Source organism: Kitasatospora sp. NPDC057936, from assembly GCF_042887525.1.
In the GTDB taxonomy this organism is placed as follows: Bacteria; Actinomycetota; Actinomycetes; order Streptomycetales; family Streptomycetaceae; genus Kitasatospora.
Genome location: NZ_JBHVPD010000001.1, coordinates 148,202 through 165,023, shown reverse-complemented (window position 1 = coordinate 165,023; position 16,822 = coordinate 148,202). Strand labels below are relative to the sequence as shown.

Genomic DNA, 16,822 nt, shown 5'->3' with positions numbered 1-16,822 from the left:
GCGGAATCGGCAACGACGACGGCGAAGCCACCGCCGTACGCGAGGACGCCGACGGATCCGGACCACCCGTCACCGTCACCGAGTTCGTCGGCGTGACCGTCGCGTCGGGGTCCAGCGTGCCGCTCAGCGTCCACGTCCGCGCCTGGCCGGCCGGGATCTCCACCGCCGGGCAGGTCGCGACGCCGCTCGCAATCGGGCATTGCGTGCCACCCGGAGCCGTCATCGTCGGGTTGTCGACCCCGGCCGGGATCGTGTCGGTGACCACGACGTTCCGGGCCCGGGACGGGCCCGCGTTGAAGACGTTGATCTGCCACTGGATCCGCTGCCCGGGCACCACCGGGTTCGTCACCAGCGTCTTGCTGACCTGGAGGGCGGCCTCCGGCGCGGGCGTGGCGGTCGGCGAGGCCACCGCCGTGCGCGTGGAGGCGGACGGGTCGGGACCGCCCGTCACGGTCACCGAGTTGGTCGGCGTCGTGGTCGCGTTGGGGTCGAGCGTCCCGTTCAGGGTCCAGCTCGGCGACGAACCGGCCGGGATCTCCACCGCCGGACAGGTCGCCACACCACCGCTGATCGGGCAACTGGTGCCGTCCGCGTCGGCCTTCATCAATGCGCCGGTGACACCCGCCGGAACGGTGTCCGTGACGACGACGTTGCGCGCCCGCGACGGGCCGTTGTTGGTCACCGTCACCCGCCACTGGATCGGCGCACCGGGCACGACCGGGCTGGTGAGCAGCGCCTTGGAGACGGTCAGGTTCGCCTGCGGCGTCGGGGAGGAGGACGGCGAGGCGACGGCCGTGCGGGCCGTGGCGGACGGGTCGGGACCGCCGGTGACGACGGCCGTGTTCGTGGGGGTCGTGGTCGCGTTCGGGTCCAGCGTGCCGCTCAGTGTCCAGGTGGCGGACGACCCGGCCGGGATCTCCACCGCCGGGCACGTGGCGACACCGTTGCCGATCGGACAGGTGGTCCCGTCGGACGCCGCCATCGAGGCGCCAATGACGCCCGAGGGCACCTGATCCGTCACGACGACGTTCCGCGCCCGTGAAGGCCCGTTGTTCGTGACCGTCACCCGCCACTGGATCTGTGCGCCCGGCACGACCGGGCTGGTCAGCAGCGTCTTCGAGATGGTGAGGTTGGCCTGCGGGCTGGGCGTGGCGGTCGGCGAGGCGACGGCGGTGCGCGTGGAGGCGGACGGGTCGGGACCGCCGGTGACGGTCGCCGAGTTGGTCGGTGTGGTGGTCGCGTCGGAGGACAGCGTGCCGCTCAGGGTCCAGCTGGCGGTGCTGTTCACCGGGATCTCGACGGCGGGACAGGTCGCCGTGCCGTTGGTGATCGTGCAGGAGCCGCTGTCCTGGTCGTTGACCATGGCGGCGCCGGACACCCCGGTCGGGACCTGGTCCGTGACGACGACGTTGCGGGCCCGGGACGGGCCGTTGTTGGTGACCTTCACCTGCCACGTGATCTGCTGCCCGGGGACCACCGGGCTGGTCAGGAGGGTCTTGGAGACCACCAGGTTCGCCTGACCGCCCGGCGGGATGGGGTTGGCGGTGCTGGTGCACTTCGGCGAGCAGTTCGGGTCGGTGGCGCCGCTCGGCGGGGTGACGGTGGCCCGGTTGTCCAACGAGCCGTTCGCGTCCGACGGCACCGTACCGGTCAGCGTGTAGGTCACCTGGCCGCCCGCCGGGATGTCGACCGTCGTGTCGATGTCGCCCGTGCCGGAGGGGGTGCTGCCACAGCTACTGCCGCCGGAGGCCTTGCACGTCCAGGTGAAGGCCTGGATCGCGTTGGGCAGCTTGTCCTTGACCGAGGTGCCGACGGCGTCCGACGGACCGTCGTTCTTCACCACGACGGTGTAGGTCAGCGGCTGCCCGGGCACGTACGGGTTCTTGTCCGGTGTCTTGGTCACCGACAGCCCGGTGGTGACCCGTCCGGGGGTGTCGGCGGTGCTGGAGCAGGTCGGGCCGCAGTTGGCGTCGGTCGTGGCGCTCGGCCTGGTCACCGTCGCGGTGTTCGAGAGCGTTCCGGTGGTGGACGACGGGACGGTGCCGGTGACGGTGTACGTGACCCTGCCGCCGACCGCGATCGTCGCCGTCGTGTCGATGCTGCCGGTACCGCTCGCGTCTCCGCAGCTGTTGCCGGAAGCGGCCGAGCAGGTCCACGTGAAGGCGGAGAGCGCGGACGGCAGGGCGTCCCGGACCGCCGCGTTGACGGCGGGCGCCGGGCCCGCGTTGCTCACCACGACGGTGTAGGTCAGCGCCTGCCCCGGGACGTACGTGGTCGGCGAGGCCGTCTTCTGGACGGACAGGCCGACCTGGGTCACCCACTCGATGACGATCTCGCCGTTGCCGCCGTCCGCGTAGCCGCCGCCGTCACCGATGCCGCTGCCGCTCACGTACTGGGCGTCGGTGCGGCCGCCCGAGGTGCCGCCCACGCCGTTGCCGGTGCTGTTGGTGCCGTTGGAGGTCTGCGTGTTGCCGACTCCGGTGCCCTTGTTGTAGCCGGAGCCGCCGCCGCCCATGCCGTTGGGGTCGAGGGAACCGCCGCGCTGGCAGGCACCGCCGCCGCCTCCGTAGTAGCCGCCGCCACCACCGCCGCCGCCCTCGTACAGTGCTGCGCTGGCGCCGCGGCCGCCCTGGTACTGGCTTCCGGCGCCGGTGGCCGCGCAGGCGGTCTGGGTGGCGCCCGCGCCGCCCGCGGTCTGGGTGCCGCCCCGGCCGGAGGCGGTCGGCTGGTTGTCCTGGCCGCCGTTGGTGCCGCCGCCACCACCGGCCGCCGGGGTCAGGGCGTCGGCGCCGGGCGAGGAGCCGCCGCCACCGCCGGCGATGAGCAGCGGGTTGGTGCCGTAGGCGCCGTTCCACACGGCACTCAGACCGCCGCCGCTGCCGCCGCTCGCCTGGGTCTTGCCCTGGCCGCCCGCGCCGCCGCCGCCGTACGTAGAGCTGGTGCTGTTCATCAGCCCGCCCTGCCCCACGGTGAGGGTGAGGGCCTGACCGGGCGTCACCGCCAGGGTGCCGGTGGTGTAGCCGCCGCCACCGCCGCCGTACTGGCCGGTGTAGTAGGCGCGCGGGGAGCCCGCGCCCCCGGCGCCGAAGACGCGGGCGTACACACTGCTCACGCCGGCCGGCACGGTAAAGGTCTGGTCGCCGCCGCTGTACGTGAACCGTGTGCAGTTGGTGAAGCCGCTGGACGGCGTGCAGGCCACCAGGGCCCGCTGCTCCCCGGGCAGCCCCTGCGGCGCGTACGCGGGCGGGGCGGCGGCGAGCGCGAGCCCGCCCTGGGGCACCAGGCACAGCAGCGCGAGCACGCCCCGCATCGCCGTCGAGAACCGACCGCCGAGCAACGACCTCACCGGAGCCATCCGGCGTCTCCTCTCGCGACCGCGCACCTACGGGCGCAGATGTGCGGGCAACACGACAGTCACGCGAATGCACGCGTGCGCGATCAGAGATAGCCGAGGTAAAGCGCAAGTAAGGACAACCGTGGATCGTGTCATCGTATTTTCGGACCAAGATCCGCGCTTTCGGCCCACAGCCGGACACCGTTCGGCGCAGCATGCGGGCGGGGGCGGAAACGGAGGTGGGCCGGTCCGCCGGGACCGGCCCACCACGATGAAGGAGCGTCAGCCGAAGGCCGGCACCGTGTCGAGGATCGCCAGGCGCGCGTTGGCCGTCTTGATGCTGCCGCAGAGCACCTGCGCGCCGCCGATGCGGTAGTCCTCGCCGCTGCCGGTGGCCTTGATGACGGCACCCTGGAGGGTGTTGTACTGCTTGTCCTGGAGGTCGTCCTTGCGCAGGTCGCGGACGACGATGAGCTTGCGGACGAGGTCGCCGGCGCCCTGCTGGGTGGCGAGGGCCTTCTTCTGGTCCTCGGGCAGCTTCGCGAAGGCCGCGTCGTTCGGGGCGAAGACGGTGACGTTCTCCATCGAGTCGAAGATGTCCTTGGCCTTGGCCGTCTTGACCAGCGCGGACAGCTGCGAGAGGTCCTTGGTCTGGTCGACGGCGGTCAGCACGGGTGTGCCGCCCATCGCGTCGAGGCTGCCGGGGCCCTGACCGGGCATCGCCGCGCAGGCCTGGCCGAAGGCCTTCTCCGGCGGCGGGGGTGCGACGGCCACCGGGCCTGCCCCGCCGACGCCGACGCCGCTGCAGCCGGCGAGCGGGGCGAGGGCGAGCGCCAGGGCCGCGAGGAGGGCGGGGCGGTGGGTGCGACGGCTCATGCGGAGGTCCTCCTGGGGGGAACCGGTCGAATCGTGCCGGATACGCCCAGATGGTGACATCGCGCCGGGCCGCCGCCCGGGAGGTAGGGCCCGCACCGCACCGCCCGTCACCCGTGCGGCGCCGTCGGCCGTCAGAGGTGCTTGAAGTCCTCGATGGCCGTCCGGACCACCTGGTTCAGCTCGTCGCTGCCGGCGTGCCCGGAGTCCTCGATGATGTGGAGGCGGGCGTCCGGCCACGCCTTGGCCAGTTCCCAGGCCGTGTCCGGCGGGCCGCCCATGTCGTGCCGCCCGTGCACCAGGACGCCCGGGATGCCGGCCAGCTTGTGGGCGTCGCGCAGCAGTTGGTCGGGCTCCAGCCAGGCGCCGTTGCCGAAGAAGTGGGCGCAGATGCGGACGAACGCGATCCGGTCGTCGACCTCGCGGTTGCTGTACATGCCGGGGCTGTTGTTGGGCTCGCCCGAGATGACGGCGTCCTCCCAGGCGAGCCAGTCGGCGGCGGCCTTCTCCCGGACGGCCCGGTCGGGGTTCTCCATGAGGCGGGAGTAGGCGGCGAGCAGGCTGCGCCAGTCATCGCCGAGGGCGGCGCGCTCGTCCTCGGGGACGCCGTCGCGGAAGCGGTCCCAGGCCTCGGGCTGGAAGCGCCGGGCGCCCTGGTAGAGCCACTGGGTCTCGGCGGGCCGGGTCGTCGTGATGGCCGCGACGACGATCTGGGTGACGCGTTCGGGATGCTGCTGCGCGTAGGCGAGGAGGAGGGTCGAGCCCCAGGAGGCACCGTTGAGCAACCAGCGGTCGATGCCGAGGTGTTCGCGCAGCCGTTCCATGTCGTCGATCAGGTGCTGCGTGGTGTTGAGGCTCATGTCGGCGGCCGGGTCGCTGGCGTGCGGGGTGCTGCGGCCGCAGTTGCGCTGGTCGAAGCGGATGAAGCGGTAGCACTCCGGGTCCCAGGAGCGGGCGGGCCTGCGCATCGCGCCGGCTCCGGGCCCGCCGTGGACGTTGAGGGCGGGCTTGCCCTCGGGGTTGCCGAGCTGTTCGTAGTAGATGCGGTTGCCGTCCCCGGTGTCGAGGAATCCGGTGTCGTAGGGCTCGGTCGGAGGATAGAGATCAACCATAACCGTCGAGCCTACGGCCGACGGGGGTCGAACTCATCCGATTTGTTTCCGACTTGACGGTGAGTCAGGAGAGGATCAGGAGCGGATCAGGAGCGGCCCAGCAGGTCGTCCAGCTCGGCGGCGAAGAGCAGCGCGGGATCGAAGCCCATCCCGGTGAAGTGCCCGGCGAGCTCCAGGGACAGGACGCCGTGCAGGCGGGTCCAGAAGGACAGCGCCCGGTGCAGCACCTCGGGCGGGGCCGGGTGCCCGCCGTCCCAGGCGCGGTGGTCGGCGAGGTGGGCGTCGAACGCCGTCGCGGGCCCCTCCGGCGCGAAGGCCGTCCAGGCGTCGAGGAGGACCGCCATGATCTCGCCCGAGACGGCGGTGGTGTCGTCGGGGGCGTGGTAGCCGGGGACGGGGGTGCCGTAGATGAGGAAGTACCGGTGCGGATCCTCCAGCGCCCACGCGCGCAGCACGTGCGCCAGCCCCGGCAGGTCGGTACCCGCGGCGGCGGCCGCACCGAGGGTGTCGGCGAGTCCGCGGTAGGCGTCCCGGACGAGCTCGGTGATGAGGTCGTCCCGGCTGGCGAAGTACCGGTAGAGCGCCGGCCCGCTCACGCCCATCCGCTTGGCGATCGCGTTGAGCGAGAGCGCCGAGGCCCCGGCCGTGGCGATCTGCTCCCAGGCGTGCTGCTTGACCTCCGCCCGCACCTGCGCCCGGTACCGCTCCCGCGGGGTGTCCGCACCGGTCGTCGCCATGGCCGCCCAGCTCCCGTCGCTACACGCTGAAGGTTTCGCTAGAAGCTATCACGACCACTGTGCGCCGGCAGGCGCCACAGGATCCCTTGACCTGTCGCCCGCCGAGAGTTAGAACTTATAACGACAGCGAGTGGCTATGCCGCTCACGATGGCCACTCACCCAATCGTTGGAGGAGCACCATGCCCAGCCTTCGCACCGCCCTGGCCGGCGCCGCCGTTGCCGCGAGCCTCCTCGGCGTCGTCGCCTCGCCCGCCTCTGCCGACTCCGCCCGGAGTTCGCTGACGTGTCGCGGAGAGGGCGTCGACCCGAGGGCCGCCGTCCGCTATCGGGCCTCGACCGTCGTGCACGCTTCGCTCGGCACCGTCTGGCGGCTGCAGACCGACGTCGAGGGCTGGCCCTCCTGGCAGGCGGCCGTCGGTTCGGCGGAGCGGCTCGACGGCGGGGTGCTGCGGCGCGGGTCGGCGTTCCACTGGACGACGCCGATTCCGCCGAACCCCGCGACCACCGCGACCGGCCTGGACATCACGTCGACCGTCCGGCAGATCCGGCCCGGCGCCTGCATCCGCTGGACCGGGCCCGCCGTCGCCGACGGGCTGCGGATCGACGGCGTGCACGTGTGGAACGTCGCGGAGGTCGACGGCGGGGTCCTCGTGGGCACGGAGGAGACCCACACCGGCGCCCAGGTCGACGCCGACGTGCCCGCCGCGACGGCGATCCTCCGGGCCGGGCTCGACGCCTGGCTGCACGACCTCAAGGCCGCGGCCGAGGCGCAGGACGACTGAGCACCCCCGGTCCGGGCCCCCGGTCCGGGCCCCCGGTCCGAGCTACGCGGCCTCGCCCGCCGCCTCGGGCCGGGGCATCAGCGCGTCCCACAGCGGCGTCGACTCGCCGCGGTTGCGGGCGCTGAACTCCTGCCAGTACGAGCTCGCCCACGCCGTGATCGACGTCGCACCGCGGCTCGCCGACATCCTGACCGGACTCCTCCGGGGGTACCGCGCGGGAGCGTAGGGCGGGAAGGACCTCCCGGGTACGCGCACTAGACTCACCGCGGCCGCGCCGTGGAGGGCGGTCGTACCCGTGCGTTGTGAGCGAAGGAGCGTCCGGCCGCCCATGGCTGACGAGACCGCCGTCGAGGCCCGGCCGCCCCGGCCGCGGCCGGTCGAGGAAGAAGCACCCGGCGAACGCGGCCGTCGGATCGGCTCGCTCGGACTGCTCGTCGTCGGCATGCTCGCCGTGCTCGTCGGGCGGCAGGTCCTCGGTGACCGGACGGGGCCCGCGTGGCTGGAGGCGTGGGGGGCCGTGTTCGTCGCCGTCTGCGTACAGGCGCTGCCGTTCCTGCTGCTCGGCGTGGTGCTGTCGGCCGCGATCGCCGCGTTCGTCCCGGCCCGGTGGCTCGAACGGGCGTTGCCGCGCAACCCGTTGCTCGCCGTGCCGATCGCGGGCGCGGCCGGGGTCGTGCTGCCCGGCTGCGAGTGCGCGTCGGTGCCGGTGGCCGGGCGGCTGATCGCCCGTGGGGTGGCTCCGGCGGCGGCGCTGGCGTTCCTGCTCTCCTCGCCGGCCGTCAACCCGGTCGTGCTCGTGGCGACCGCCGTCGCCTTCCGGGGGCAGCCCGAGCTGGTGGCCGCGCGCTTCCTGGCCTCGCTGGCCACCGCCGTGGCGATGGGGCTGCTCTGGTCGCGGTTCGGCCGCCCGGAGTGGCTGCGGCCGAAGCCGGCGCCCGGCGGCCCGACCGGCCTGCCCGCCTTCCGGGCCTCGCTGGAGCACGACTTCCTGCACGCCGGCGGTTTCCTGGTGATCGGCGGGATGACCGCGGCCACCCTCAACGTCGCCGTGCCGCGCGGCCTGCTCGGCGACCTGGCCGGACTGCCCGGCGTCTCCGTCCTCGTACTCGCCGTGCTGGCCGTGCTGCTCGCCGTCTGCTCGGAGGCGGACGCCTTCGTCGCCGCCGGACTCACCGGCTTCTCCACCACCGCCAAGCTCGCCTTCATGGTCGTCGGGCCGATGGTCGACGCCAAGCTCATCGCCCTCCAGGCCGGCACCTTCGGCCGGGCCTTCGCGTGGCGCTTCTGCGCCGCCACGTTCGTCGTCGCCGTCACCGCGGCGTCCCTGACCGGGTGGTGGCTCCTGTGAGGCGCGAAGTCCGGGCGCTGCTGCACGTCCTGCTCGGGGCGGCGGTGCTGCACATCTCGCTCTTCAGCGAGCTGTACCTGCGGTACGTGCGCAAGGAGCTGCGGCCGTACCTGATCGCGAGCGGCCTGCTGCTCGTCGTGGTCGGGCTGGTCGGTGCGGCCGTCGCCGCACAGGAGTTGCTGCGCCCCGGTCGGCGCACCGGGGCCGAGGACGGGCACGACCACGGCCACGGCGCTCCCCGCACCGCGTGGCTGCTGCTCCTGCCCGTCCTCGCGATCTACCTGCTCCAGCCCCGGGCACTGGGAGCCTTCACCGCGCAGCACTCGGACAGCACCGCCGCCGAACCCGCCGACCCCGCAGGCGGATTCGGGCCGCTGCCCGCGAACGGGCCGGTCGCCCTGCGGCTCGCCGACTTCGACGCCCGCGCCGTCTGGGACACCAGCGGTTCGCTCAAGGGACGGCAGGTCCGGCTCACCGGGTTCGCCACGCCCGGCCCCGGCGGCGGGAGTTGGTACCTCACCCGGCTGACCATCACCTGCTGCGCCGCCGACGCGCAGACCAGCAAGGTCGAGGTCCACGACGTCGACGCACCGCCCGAGGGGACGTGGGTCGAGGTGACGGGCACGTGGCAGCCGGACGGGCGGAGCGGTGCCGTGCCCGCCCTCGCCGCGGACCGCGTCCGCCGCATCGCCGAACCGGGAGACCCGTATGAGTGAGCACCCGTCGGAACCGGCGGCACGCGTGCAGCCCCGGCGCGGTGCGGCGGCCGTGCTCGCGCTCGGCGTCGTCGCCGCGCTCGCCTTCATCCCGTCCGTCCCGGACCGCCACGGCGGGCAGGCCGCACCACCCGCGGCGGACGCGCCGGCCGTCACCGTGCTCGGCGACGGCTCGACCTCCGACACCGGCCCGCAGCCCGGGCAGCCGACTCCCGTCCGGCTCGGACCGGGTGAGCGGCCGCCACAGTTCGTCGTCTTCTCCTTCGGCTCCCCCGCCGAGGGCGACGGCCACCTCTTCTCCCGCGCCCGCGGAGCGGCCAGGGCGAACGGCGCCGACGTCACGTTCTTCCTCCGTGGCGTGGACCTGCTCCCCGCCTCCGTCCGCTGGCAGTACCAGCCGCCGCAACACGAGGTCGGCGCCGCCGCCGTCCCCTTCCCGGCCGACGGGGAGGTACGGGCCACGCTCCAGCAGGTCGGCCGCGCGTGGCTGGACGGCGACGAGATCGCCGACGGCTTCATCGGACAGTTCTGCGGGCCGAAGGGCGGCCGGGACTGGTCGACGGCCGACTGGCGGAGCGAGATCGGCCAGGGCTACTCGATGGTGAACTTCTGGAAGACCGGGACGGGCTTCGCCGACCTGCCCCCGCTGCCGTTCGACTACCAGACGGAGCTCGTCGGCGGCCGGGCGCCGTGCCTGGAGGGCCGGGAGAACCTGCTTCCCGCCGAGCAGGACGCCGGCTGGCGCTACGACGTGGGCTCGCGGGACGACACCGCGCGCTGGCCGGCGCGGACGGACGGGATCTGGGAATTCCCGCTGCTCGCCACGGACCGGACGCCGCAGGCGTACCGCAGCGCCTTCGACCGCGCCTACCGGGGCACCCGCGCACCGCTCGTCCTCGACACCGACCTGGGCTCCGGGGACGACGCCGGGCTCCAGGCCGCCGAGGCGGCGATGAAGGACCTGTGCCACCGCGACGGCGTCCGCTGCGTGTCCTTCCGTCAGCTCGCCGACTGGCTCGACGCCCAGGACCCCGCCGTCCTCGCCCGCCTCCGCACCCTCGCGCCGACGGACGCACCCGACCCGGCCGCCGTGGCGGGACGTTAGCGCACAGGGCTCACGCCCAGAGGTGCTCCCCGAGCACGGAGCCCTCCCGGGCGCCGGGCAGGACGTAGGCGACGGCGGAGGCCGTGTGGTCCAGGAACGGGTTGAGGGCGTCGCGCGCGGCGAGGCGGGTCTGGACACGGGTGAACTGGGCGGGGTCGCGCATGAAGGCGCAGAAGAGCAGGCCGCGGTCGGTGGGGCCGTCGTCGTAGCTGTAACCGCGGCGCAGCATGCGGGCGCCGCCGTCGAGGCGGGGGCTGGAGAGGCGGACGTGGGCGGTGGCGGGGATGACGTAGGAGCCGTCGGGGTTCTTGGCGTAGATGTCCGGGTCCTCGTGCTCGGTGGTGCCGGTGAGCGGGGCGCCGTCGGTCGCGCGGCGGCCCATCGCCTGGTCGCGGCGCTCCGCGGGGAGGGCGGCGAAGGCGGCGGTGTCCATGCGGATGCGGCGGTAGACGAGGACGGTGCCGTTCTCGTGCGGGCCGGGCGGGCCCCAGACCCACTGGCGGGCGGTCTCGTCGTCGGGGTTGGCCGTGCCGTCCTTGAAGCCGAAGAGGTTGCGCGGGGTGACGCCGGAGGGTGTGGGCGGCAGGAATCCGGACTGCGACCAGCGGGGCGTGGCGCCGGCGGCACGGGTGGCCGCGGCGACGAGTTCGGCGGCGACGGCCAGGGTCCAGCGGTCGTCGGCGCACAGTTGCAGGAGCAGGTCGCCGCCACTGCGCGCCGGGTCCAGGTGGTCTCCGGGGAAGGGCGGCAACTCCCCGAGGGCGGGCGGGACGTCGAGGCCCAGCCGGGACGCGATCGCGGGGCCCACGCCCACCAGTGACGTGAGTCGGCTCCCGGCGCCGCGGTCCAGGCGCGGGTCGGGCGGCAGGTCGGAGACGGCCCCGGAGAGGACGCGGGTCAGCTCGGCGAGGAGGGCGCGCAGGGCCTCCCGGTCGGCGGCCGGGGAGTTCTGGGGCAGGTCGAAGGCGAGGAGTTGGGTCGCCTCCTGCTGAGGGAACGTCAATCCTGCTTGCCGGACGCCGTGGAAGGGCGTCGGAGCGGGCGGGCGTGCCACCGGGCGGCCCGACTCGACCTCGCCGCTCGCCAGTTGACCGGCCGCCGCTCCGACACCCGCGGCGAGCACCGCACCGGCCGCGAACAGCGCCCTGCGCCGGCCGAGCCCGGGGGCGGCATCGCGGTCCGGTTGCTGCGCGTTTTCCGGTTCGGTGGGCATGCGCGCTATTGGAGACGATAGAACACTGACTATGCAACTCCTCTCCTCGGGACGTGTGTTCGCCGCGCTGCTGGCAGCCACCGCGCTGGCGGCCGCCGGGTGTTCCTCCGCAGGCTCCGGCTCCGACGCCGCGAAGCATCCGGCCGGGAGCGTGCTGCGGGTGCCGCAGGACTTCCCCACCGTCCAGAAGGCCGTCGACGTGGCCCGCGACGGCGAGACCGTCCTCGTCTCCCCCGGCGTCTACCGCGAGAGCGTCCGCGTCACCAAGGCGCGACTGACCCTCCGGGGCACCGACCGCAACGGCGTCGTCCTCGACGGCGGCCTCAAGCTGGTCAACGGCGTCACCGTGACCGGGCCCGGCTCGGTGGTCGAGAACCTCACCGTCCACGGCTACCTCGCCAACGGCGTGCTGTTCACGGGCGTCACCGACGAGAAGCTGCAGCAACACGGCGCCGGCGGTTCCGCGTACGACCCCCTGGACACCGCCCGCTTCCCGGTCGTCCAGGGCTTCCGCGCGAGCCGGGTGACGGCGTACGGCAACGGGCTGTACGGCATCTACGCGTTCGACGCGCGCGGCGGCGTGATCGAGGACTCGTACGCCTCCGGGCAGGCCGACTCGGGCATCTACGTCGGGCAGTGCAAGCCGTGCGACACGCTGGTGCGCGGCAACACGGTGGAGCGCAACGCCGTCGGCATCGAGCTGACGAACGCCTCGGACGGGCTGTCGGTGCTGGGCAACCGCGTCGTCGGCAACCGGGTCGGCATCACCGTCAACTCCAACGACCTGGAGGCGCTCGCCCCGCAGCACGGCGCGGTGATCGCCGGGAACGTCGTCGCCGACAACAACGCCTCCGACACCCCCGAACAGGCGGACGGGGGCTTCGGCATCGGTATCGGCATCGGCGGCGGTACGGCCAACCTGGTTCGGCGCAACCTCGTCCGGGGCAACCGCGCGGCCGGCGTGATCGTCACCGACCCGGCCGGGCACCCGGCGAGCGGCAACCGCGTCGAGGGCAACCGCACCGACGGCAACGGCGCCGACCTCGTCCTGGCCTCGGCCGACCCGGGCAACTGCTTCGGCGGCAACCAGCCCGCCGTCCAGAGCCCGGACGGGCTGGAGGGCCTGGCGGCGTGCGGTGCCCAGGGCCGCGGGCCGGTGCCCGGCGGGCGGGCGGCCCCGGTCCAGGCGCCGCCCGGTGTGCCGTTCAGCCAGGTTGCCGCGCCGCCCGCGCAGCCGTCGCTGCCGGACCCGTCCGCGCCCGGCCGCCCGGCCACCGGCCTGCCGGGGGCGGTGGACGCGGACGCGTACCCGCTGCCGACCGACGTCACCGCCGTTCCGCCGCAGCCGAGTTGATCCCACCAGCCGCCACGCCGTCGCCGTCCGGGTGACGGGCAGCCCGTGCACGCCGTAGATCCGCATGGTCGTCCTGAGCTGCACCTCCTCGGCGGGGACGGCGAGTCGGAGGCCCTCGGTCGCGGCGTGCGGGCGTGCGGCCCCGAGGAGCCGGGCACCGGGGCGTGCGTCAGCCGGTGAGCCACGGTGCTTCGGGGAGCTTCGCCCCGCCGTCGCGCCCCCTGAACTCGACGGCGGTCGGCGTGCCGAGCCCCGGCAGCCGCATCGTCACGCGGCGCAGCGTGCCGTCGCCGTCGACCCAGTACGTGAGGGGCGAGCGGCCGCCGTCGGGGGCGGCGCCCTGGGCGCGGGGGCCGGCGAAGCGGTCGTAGCCGCGGCCGTCGATGCGGTCCGGGCCGAGCCAACGGGCGCCGGACTGGGCGAGCAGGAGCGGGTTGTCGGGCCGGTCCGCGCCGAGCTGGACCATCAGCTGGAGGCCGGAGTCCAGCGGGTCGGCCGTGTAGGTGCGCGGCGACCAGCCGGAGCGGGGGACGTGTTCGGCCTGCTCCCAGAACTCGCCCTTGTCGCCGGTGGGTTCGGGGGCGAGGCCGAGGCCACCGGTGTCCCAGACGATGAGGCCGCGGTCCGGCTGCGCGCCGGGCCCGGTGGTCGTGTAGCGGCCGACGCCCCGGCGGGTCCGGTAGTCGACGACGCCCTCGACGCGGATCTCCACTCCCCCGCCCTCGGCCGCGGTGAGGACCACGCCGACCGGACTGACCTGGTAGAGGTTCAGTCGCGACAGGGCGAGCCTGGACGCCTCGTCCGTGGTGACCGGCCGCTCCGCCGTCCCGTCGGAGACCGTCCGGTAGGCGACGAATCCGCCGGCGGCCAGGGCGCACACGACGACGGCGACGAGTGCTCCGAGCCGGAAGCGGCGTGGTTTGCGGGGCATGCGGCTGCTTTCCCTCTCAGGTGAGTCACGCCCGTCGGGCGGGTCTCCCGGACACCTCCGGGAGACCCGCCCGATCGAGCCCTTCCGGACCGTCAGCGCCTGGACCTGCGCCTGCGGGTCAGCACGAGCAGCGCCGCGCCGAGGGCGGTGAGCACCACCGCACCGGCCACGGCCGGCAGGAGCGCCCCGCTCGCGCCGGTGCCGGGCAACGTGCCGGGCACCGGGCGGGGTGCGGCCGGCGGCAGCGGGTAGTCCGGGTTACCGGGGTTGCCGGGGCTACCGGGCACGGCCGGGCCGGTCTGCGCCGGCGGCGAGGACGGCGAGGACGGCGAGGACGGCGACGGCGTACCGGTCGGCACCGGAGTCGGCGTCGGCGTGGATGTCGGTGTGGGCGTGGGCGTGGGCGTCGGGGTGGGCGTCGGGATGAGCCGGTTGACCATCGTCACCGAGACCCCCGCGTCGAGGTTGTCCGCGGTCAGCACGAGCGGTGCGGACACCGACGGGTCCGGCGCGGAGTAGCCGTCCGGCGGGCTCACCTCCTGCCAGTAGTACGTCCCGGGTGTGCCGCTGCCCTGGCACACGCCGTCCGCCCCGGTGGTGCAGGGCTCACCGACGGGCGTGTCCGGCTTGTCCCCGGCGGTCTGGAGGCCGTCCGTGCCGTTGCTCTCCTTCCAGAGGCGGAACGTGGCCCCGGCCAGCGGTTTGCCGTCCTGGTCGTTCTTGACGACCCGCAGGACGCCCTCCTGCTGCCGGTAGCCGAAGTCGTACGTGTGGTCGTTCTCGCCCGGTCCGCCGGTGGTCAGCGACCGTTCGGGGAACCTCGCCCCGGCCGGGACGACGCCCTTGGAGTCGATGAAGTGGTTGTCCCCGACGTCGGCGGCGGTGGGCACCCACTGGTAGAGGGGGCCGCCCTTGGCGTAGTCCGCCGGGTTGTCGATCCGGATCGTGTACTTCGTCCGGGGTTTGAGGCCGCCGGTGACGTCGGAGTCGTCGAAGTAGTACTCGCCCCGCGTCGTCGTCCTCGTGGTGCCGACGACCTTGCCCGACTCGTCGTAGAGGTTGACGGTGGCGCCCGGGACCGGGCGCTGACCCGGGTTCTGGATGCCCTTGCGCTCGGGGTCGTACCAGACCCGGTTGCCGATCTGCAGCGGCGCCCGGTCGCACAGGACCTCCAGGTCGCCCATGGAGGCGCCCTTGCCGAACGGCGCGTTGTCCCTGGGCGGGTTGAGCCGGAAGCCGAGCTGCGGGTCCTGCTTGCCGTCCGCCCGCTGGAGGAACGACGTGCCGTACCCGAGGGCGGTGTGGTTGGGGTCGAAGGCGGAGACCGCGATGGTGTCCTCGACCTTGGAGAGCGCCATGCCGGCGAACGCCGTGTTGTGGTGGCCCACCCCGGCCCAGGCGGTGTCGAAGAACCGGTTGCCCCGGGGGGCGAGGCCGCAGCCGCCGTTGGTGTCCAGCACGTAGGTGCCGTGCACCGGACAGGCCTTGTTCAGGTCGCCGCCGGACATGACGCGGGCGGGGGCGCCCGGCCCGACCGCGCCCGGCGCGCGGTCGGCGAAGCGGTCGCGGAAGGCCAGCAGCATCGACCCGTCGGTCTCGAAGCCGATCTCGCCCAGCTCCGGCTCGGGGTTGGCCATGGTGCCGAGACCGCACGGACGGCCGTTCTGCGCCGTCGGGTAGGTGCTCGTCCACGGGAACCAGCCCGCGCCGTCGCAGGGGCCCGAGCCCACGGTGGACTTGCGCGGGTAGTCCAGCGGCTGGTCCAGCACCGGCTTGCCGAACGCCCCGGTGCCGAGGTCGAACGGCAGGACCACCGCGCGCACGTCGGTGAGCTTCCCGGTGGACTCGCCGGAGCACACCCCGCCGAGGTATCCGGTGCCGTCCTGGAGGCCGAGGCCGAACGGGCGCCAGTCCCCCGCCGCCGGGCAGCCCGGGTCGGGGATCGGGTAGGCGGCCGACGGCGCTCCGGCGCTCGGGACGGTGGCGTCGTAGCGGTACAGCTTGCGGTCGTCGAGGTTGACGACGAACAGGTCCTTGCCGTCGTCGGTGATCTTGATGCCGCCGAGGCTCTCCTTGCCCGGCGCGTCGACGAAGGCGTCGTCCGTGCCGCCGCCGTGGACGCTCGTGCCGGCGTCCGGGACGGTGGTGAACAGCGTCGTCGTCTTCTGCGCGAGGTCGGTGACGTAGATCGCGCCCGCGCCGCCCGGACCGTACCCGGTGGTGCGCTTGGCGACCGCCGAGGAGAACACCCGCCGGTCGGCCTTGTTCCACGCGATGCCGAACAGCGTGCCGGTCTCGGCGTTGGTGGCGATGGTCGTGGCGTTCACGCCCTCGCCGTCCTGGCCGCGCGCGCTGTACGGGAAGGAGACCAGCGTGCGCTGTGCGCCGCCCTCGCGGGCCATGGGCTGGCACGTCGTCACCAGCGGCGCGTTCTTCTGGCAGTAGTCACCGGGGTTCCACAGCCCGGTGGTGTAGGACACGTTCCTGCCGCCGGAGAGGTCGACGAACTCCTCGTTGCTGCTCAGCCGGCCGGGCGCGCCGTCCAGCCCCTGACGGGAGGCGAAGGCCGGGAACAGCACGCCCGGCTTCGGATTCACCACCTGCACGCGGTACTTGCCGCCGGTCGCCTTGCTCGTGGCCGGCGCGAGCGTCACCATGCCGTTGGCCGCGGTGGTGCCCTCGACGCCGACGCCGACGTCGTCCGTCAGCGTCACCTTCACGCCCGCGATGCCCGGCTCCAGCGCGGACTTGTACACGCCGCTCGTGTCCACGGCCCGGACCACCCGGACCGTCACGGACCCGTCGCCCGTCTGCGGGAACGCGGCCGGGGCCGCCAGCAGCGAGCAGCCGCCCACCCCGACGGCGAGCACCGCGACGCTGCCCGCCGCGCGGCGGGCGGATCTGCGCGCGCGGCCCCGGCCCGGTCCGCGCGCGGTGCCGTTGGGCTCTTCGTCTGTCGTCGTCATCCCCTGCTCTCATCGTCCAGAAGGGCGCTGCGGCCCTTGCTCGTTGGAGAGTTCACGGGGTGGCGGGAAACCGCCATCCTTAACGGGAGCTTAAAGCGGCTTGACGCAATCAGGATGAAGAACGGGAACTTTGACGGCTCATAAGACAGAGCCCGGAGCCACCGTCGAACACTTCCGCGAATAGACACATCTCCCCCGGCACTTGTTCACACACGCCGAATGGCGACTCCAAGCGCTTCTTTGAGGCCGCCAAAGCTTCCCCAATATGCGACAAACCGGGCAGAGTTGACCTAGTGTCAGATGTTTGCAAAGTGGCTGGTGCGACGACCGGGAAGATCTTGACACCCCTC

13 protein-coding genes are annotated in these 16,822 nt (G+C 73.7%); 5 read left to right on the top strand and 8 right to left on the bottom strand.

Annotated features, from left to right (window positions below; all coding sequences use genetic code 11):
* The 4 genes from ACFVU9_RS00755 to ACFVU9_RS00740 form a co-directional block, all read right to left on the bottom strand.
* On the bottom strand, positions 1–3,355 hold a 3,355-nt coding region (locus ACFVU9_RS00755), incomplete at its 3' end, for a glycine-rich protein (protein WP_387588606.1).
* A gap of 261 nt (positions 3,356–3,616) precedes the next feature.
* Positions 3,617–4,210, bottom strand: a complete 594-nt coding sequence (locus ACFVU9_RS00750) for a fasciclin domain-containing protein (RefSeq protein WP_380444836.1) — start codon at positions 4,208–4,210, stop codon at positions 3,617–3,619.
* A gap of 131 nt (positions 4,211–4,341) precedes the next feature.
* A complete protein-coding gene (pip, locus tag ACFVU9_RS00745; protein WP_380444837.1) occupies positions 4,342–5,319 on the bottom strand; it encodes a prolyl aminopeptidase in 978 nt (325 codons plus the stop codon).
* An 86-nt stretch (positions 5,320–5,405) separates the two neighbouring features.
* Positions 5,406–6,056: a TetR/AcrR family transcriptional regulator gene (locus ACFVU9_RS00740; RefSeq protein ID WP_380444838.1), complete on the bottom strand. Its 651-nt coding sequence runs from the start codon at positions 6,054–6,056 to the stop codon at positions 5,406–5,408.
* Positions 6,057–6,236: 180 nt separating this feature from the next.
* Here ACFVU9_RS00740 and ACFVU9_RS00735 point away from each other — a divergent pair, with 180 nt between their 5' ends.
* Positions 6,237–6,839: an SRPBCC family protein gene (locus tag ACFVU9_RS00735; RefSeq protein ID WP_387588603.1), complete on the top strand. Its 603-nt coding sequence runs from the start codon at positions 6,237–6,239 to the stop codon at positions 6,837–6,839.
* 42 nt (positions 6,840–6,881) lie between these two features.
* Here ACFVU9_RS00735 and ACFVU9_RS00730 read toward each other — a convergent pair whose 3' ends face one another.
* Positions 6,882–7,025, bottom strand: coding sequence for a hypothetical protein (locus tag ACFVU9_RS00730; RefSeq protein ID WP_387588601.1), 144 nt, complete (start codon positions 7,023–7,025; stop codon positions 6,882–6,884).
* A 142-nt stretch (positions 7,026–7,167) separates the two neighbouring features.
* Here ACFVU9_RS00730 and ACFVU9_RS00725 point away from each other — a divergent pair, with 142 nt between their 5' ends.
* The 3 genes from ACFVU9_RS00725 to ACFVU9_RS00715 are packed head-to-tail and all read left to right on the top strand — an operon-like array spanning position 7,168 to position 10,008.
* Complete coding sequence (locus tag ACFVU9_RS00725; RefSeq protein ID WP_387588599.1) at positions 7,168–8,187, top strand: permease; 1,020 nt, start codon at positions 7,168–7,170, stop codon at positions 8,185–8,187.
* Entirely contained in the window at positions 8,184–8,903 is a 720-nt protein-coding gene (locus ACFVU9_RS00720; protein ID WP_387588597.1) for a TIGR03943 family putative permease subunit, read from the top strand. Before ACFVU9_RS00725 ends, ACFVU9_RS00720 begins: the two co-directional genes overlap by 4 nt.
* Complete coding sequence (locus tag ACFVU9_RS00715; protein WP_387588595.1) at positions 8,896–10,008, top strand: hypothetical protein; 1,113 nt, start codon at positions 8,896–8,898, stop codon at positions 10,006–10,008. The genes ACFVU9_RS00720 and ACFVU9_RS00715 overlap by 8 nt, the downstream gene beginning before the upstream one ends.
* Positions 10,009–10,018: 10 nt before the next feature.
* Here ACFVU9_RS00715 and ACFVU9_RS00710 read toward each other — a convergent pair whose 3' ends face one another.
* Positions 10,019–11,221, bottom strand: a complete 1,203-nt coding sequence (locus tag ACFVU9_RS00710; protein WP_387588594.1) for a Dyp-type peroxidase — start codon at positions 11,219–11,221, stop codon at positions 10,019–10,021.
* Positions 11,222–11,252: 31 nt separating this feature from the next.
* On the opposite strand from ACFVU9_RS00710, the gene ACFVU9_RS00705 reads away from it, so the two are divergent.
* Entirely contained in the window at positions 11,253–12,575 is a 1,323-nt protein-coding gene (locus ACFVU9_RS00705) for a right-handed parallel beta-helix repeat-containing protein (RefSeq protein WP_387588592.1), read from the top strand.
* A 169-nt stretch (positions 12,576–12,744) separates the two neighbouring features.
* Here ACFVU9_RS00705 and ACFVU9_RS00700 read toward each other — a convergent pair whose 3' ends face one another.
* Entirely contained in the window at positions 12,745–13,506 is a 762-nt protein-coding gene (locus ACFVU9_RS00700; RefSeq protein WP_380444846.1) for a hypothetical protein, read from the bottom strand.
* 92 nt (positions 13,507–13,598) lie between these two features.
* The gene (locus tag ACFVU9_RS00695) at positions 13,599–16,472 is read right to left on the bottom strand and encodes an SdrD B-like domain-containing protein (protein WP_387588590.1); all 2,874 of its coding nucleotides are present in this window, start codon (positions 16,470–16,472) and stop codon (positions 13,599–13,601) included.
* Between the last annotated feature and the right edge of the window lie 350 nt (positions 16,473–16,822).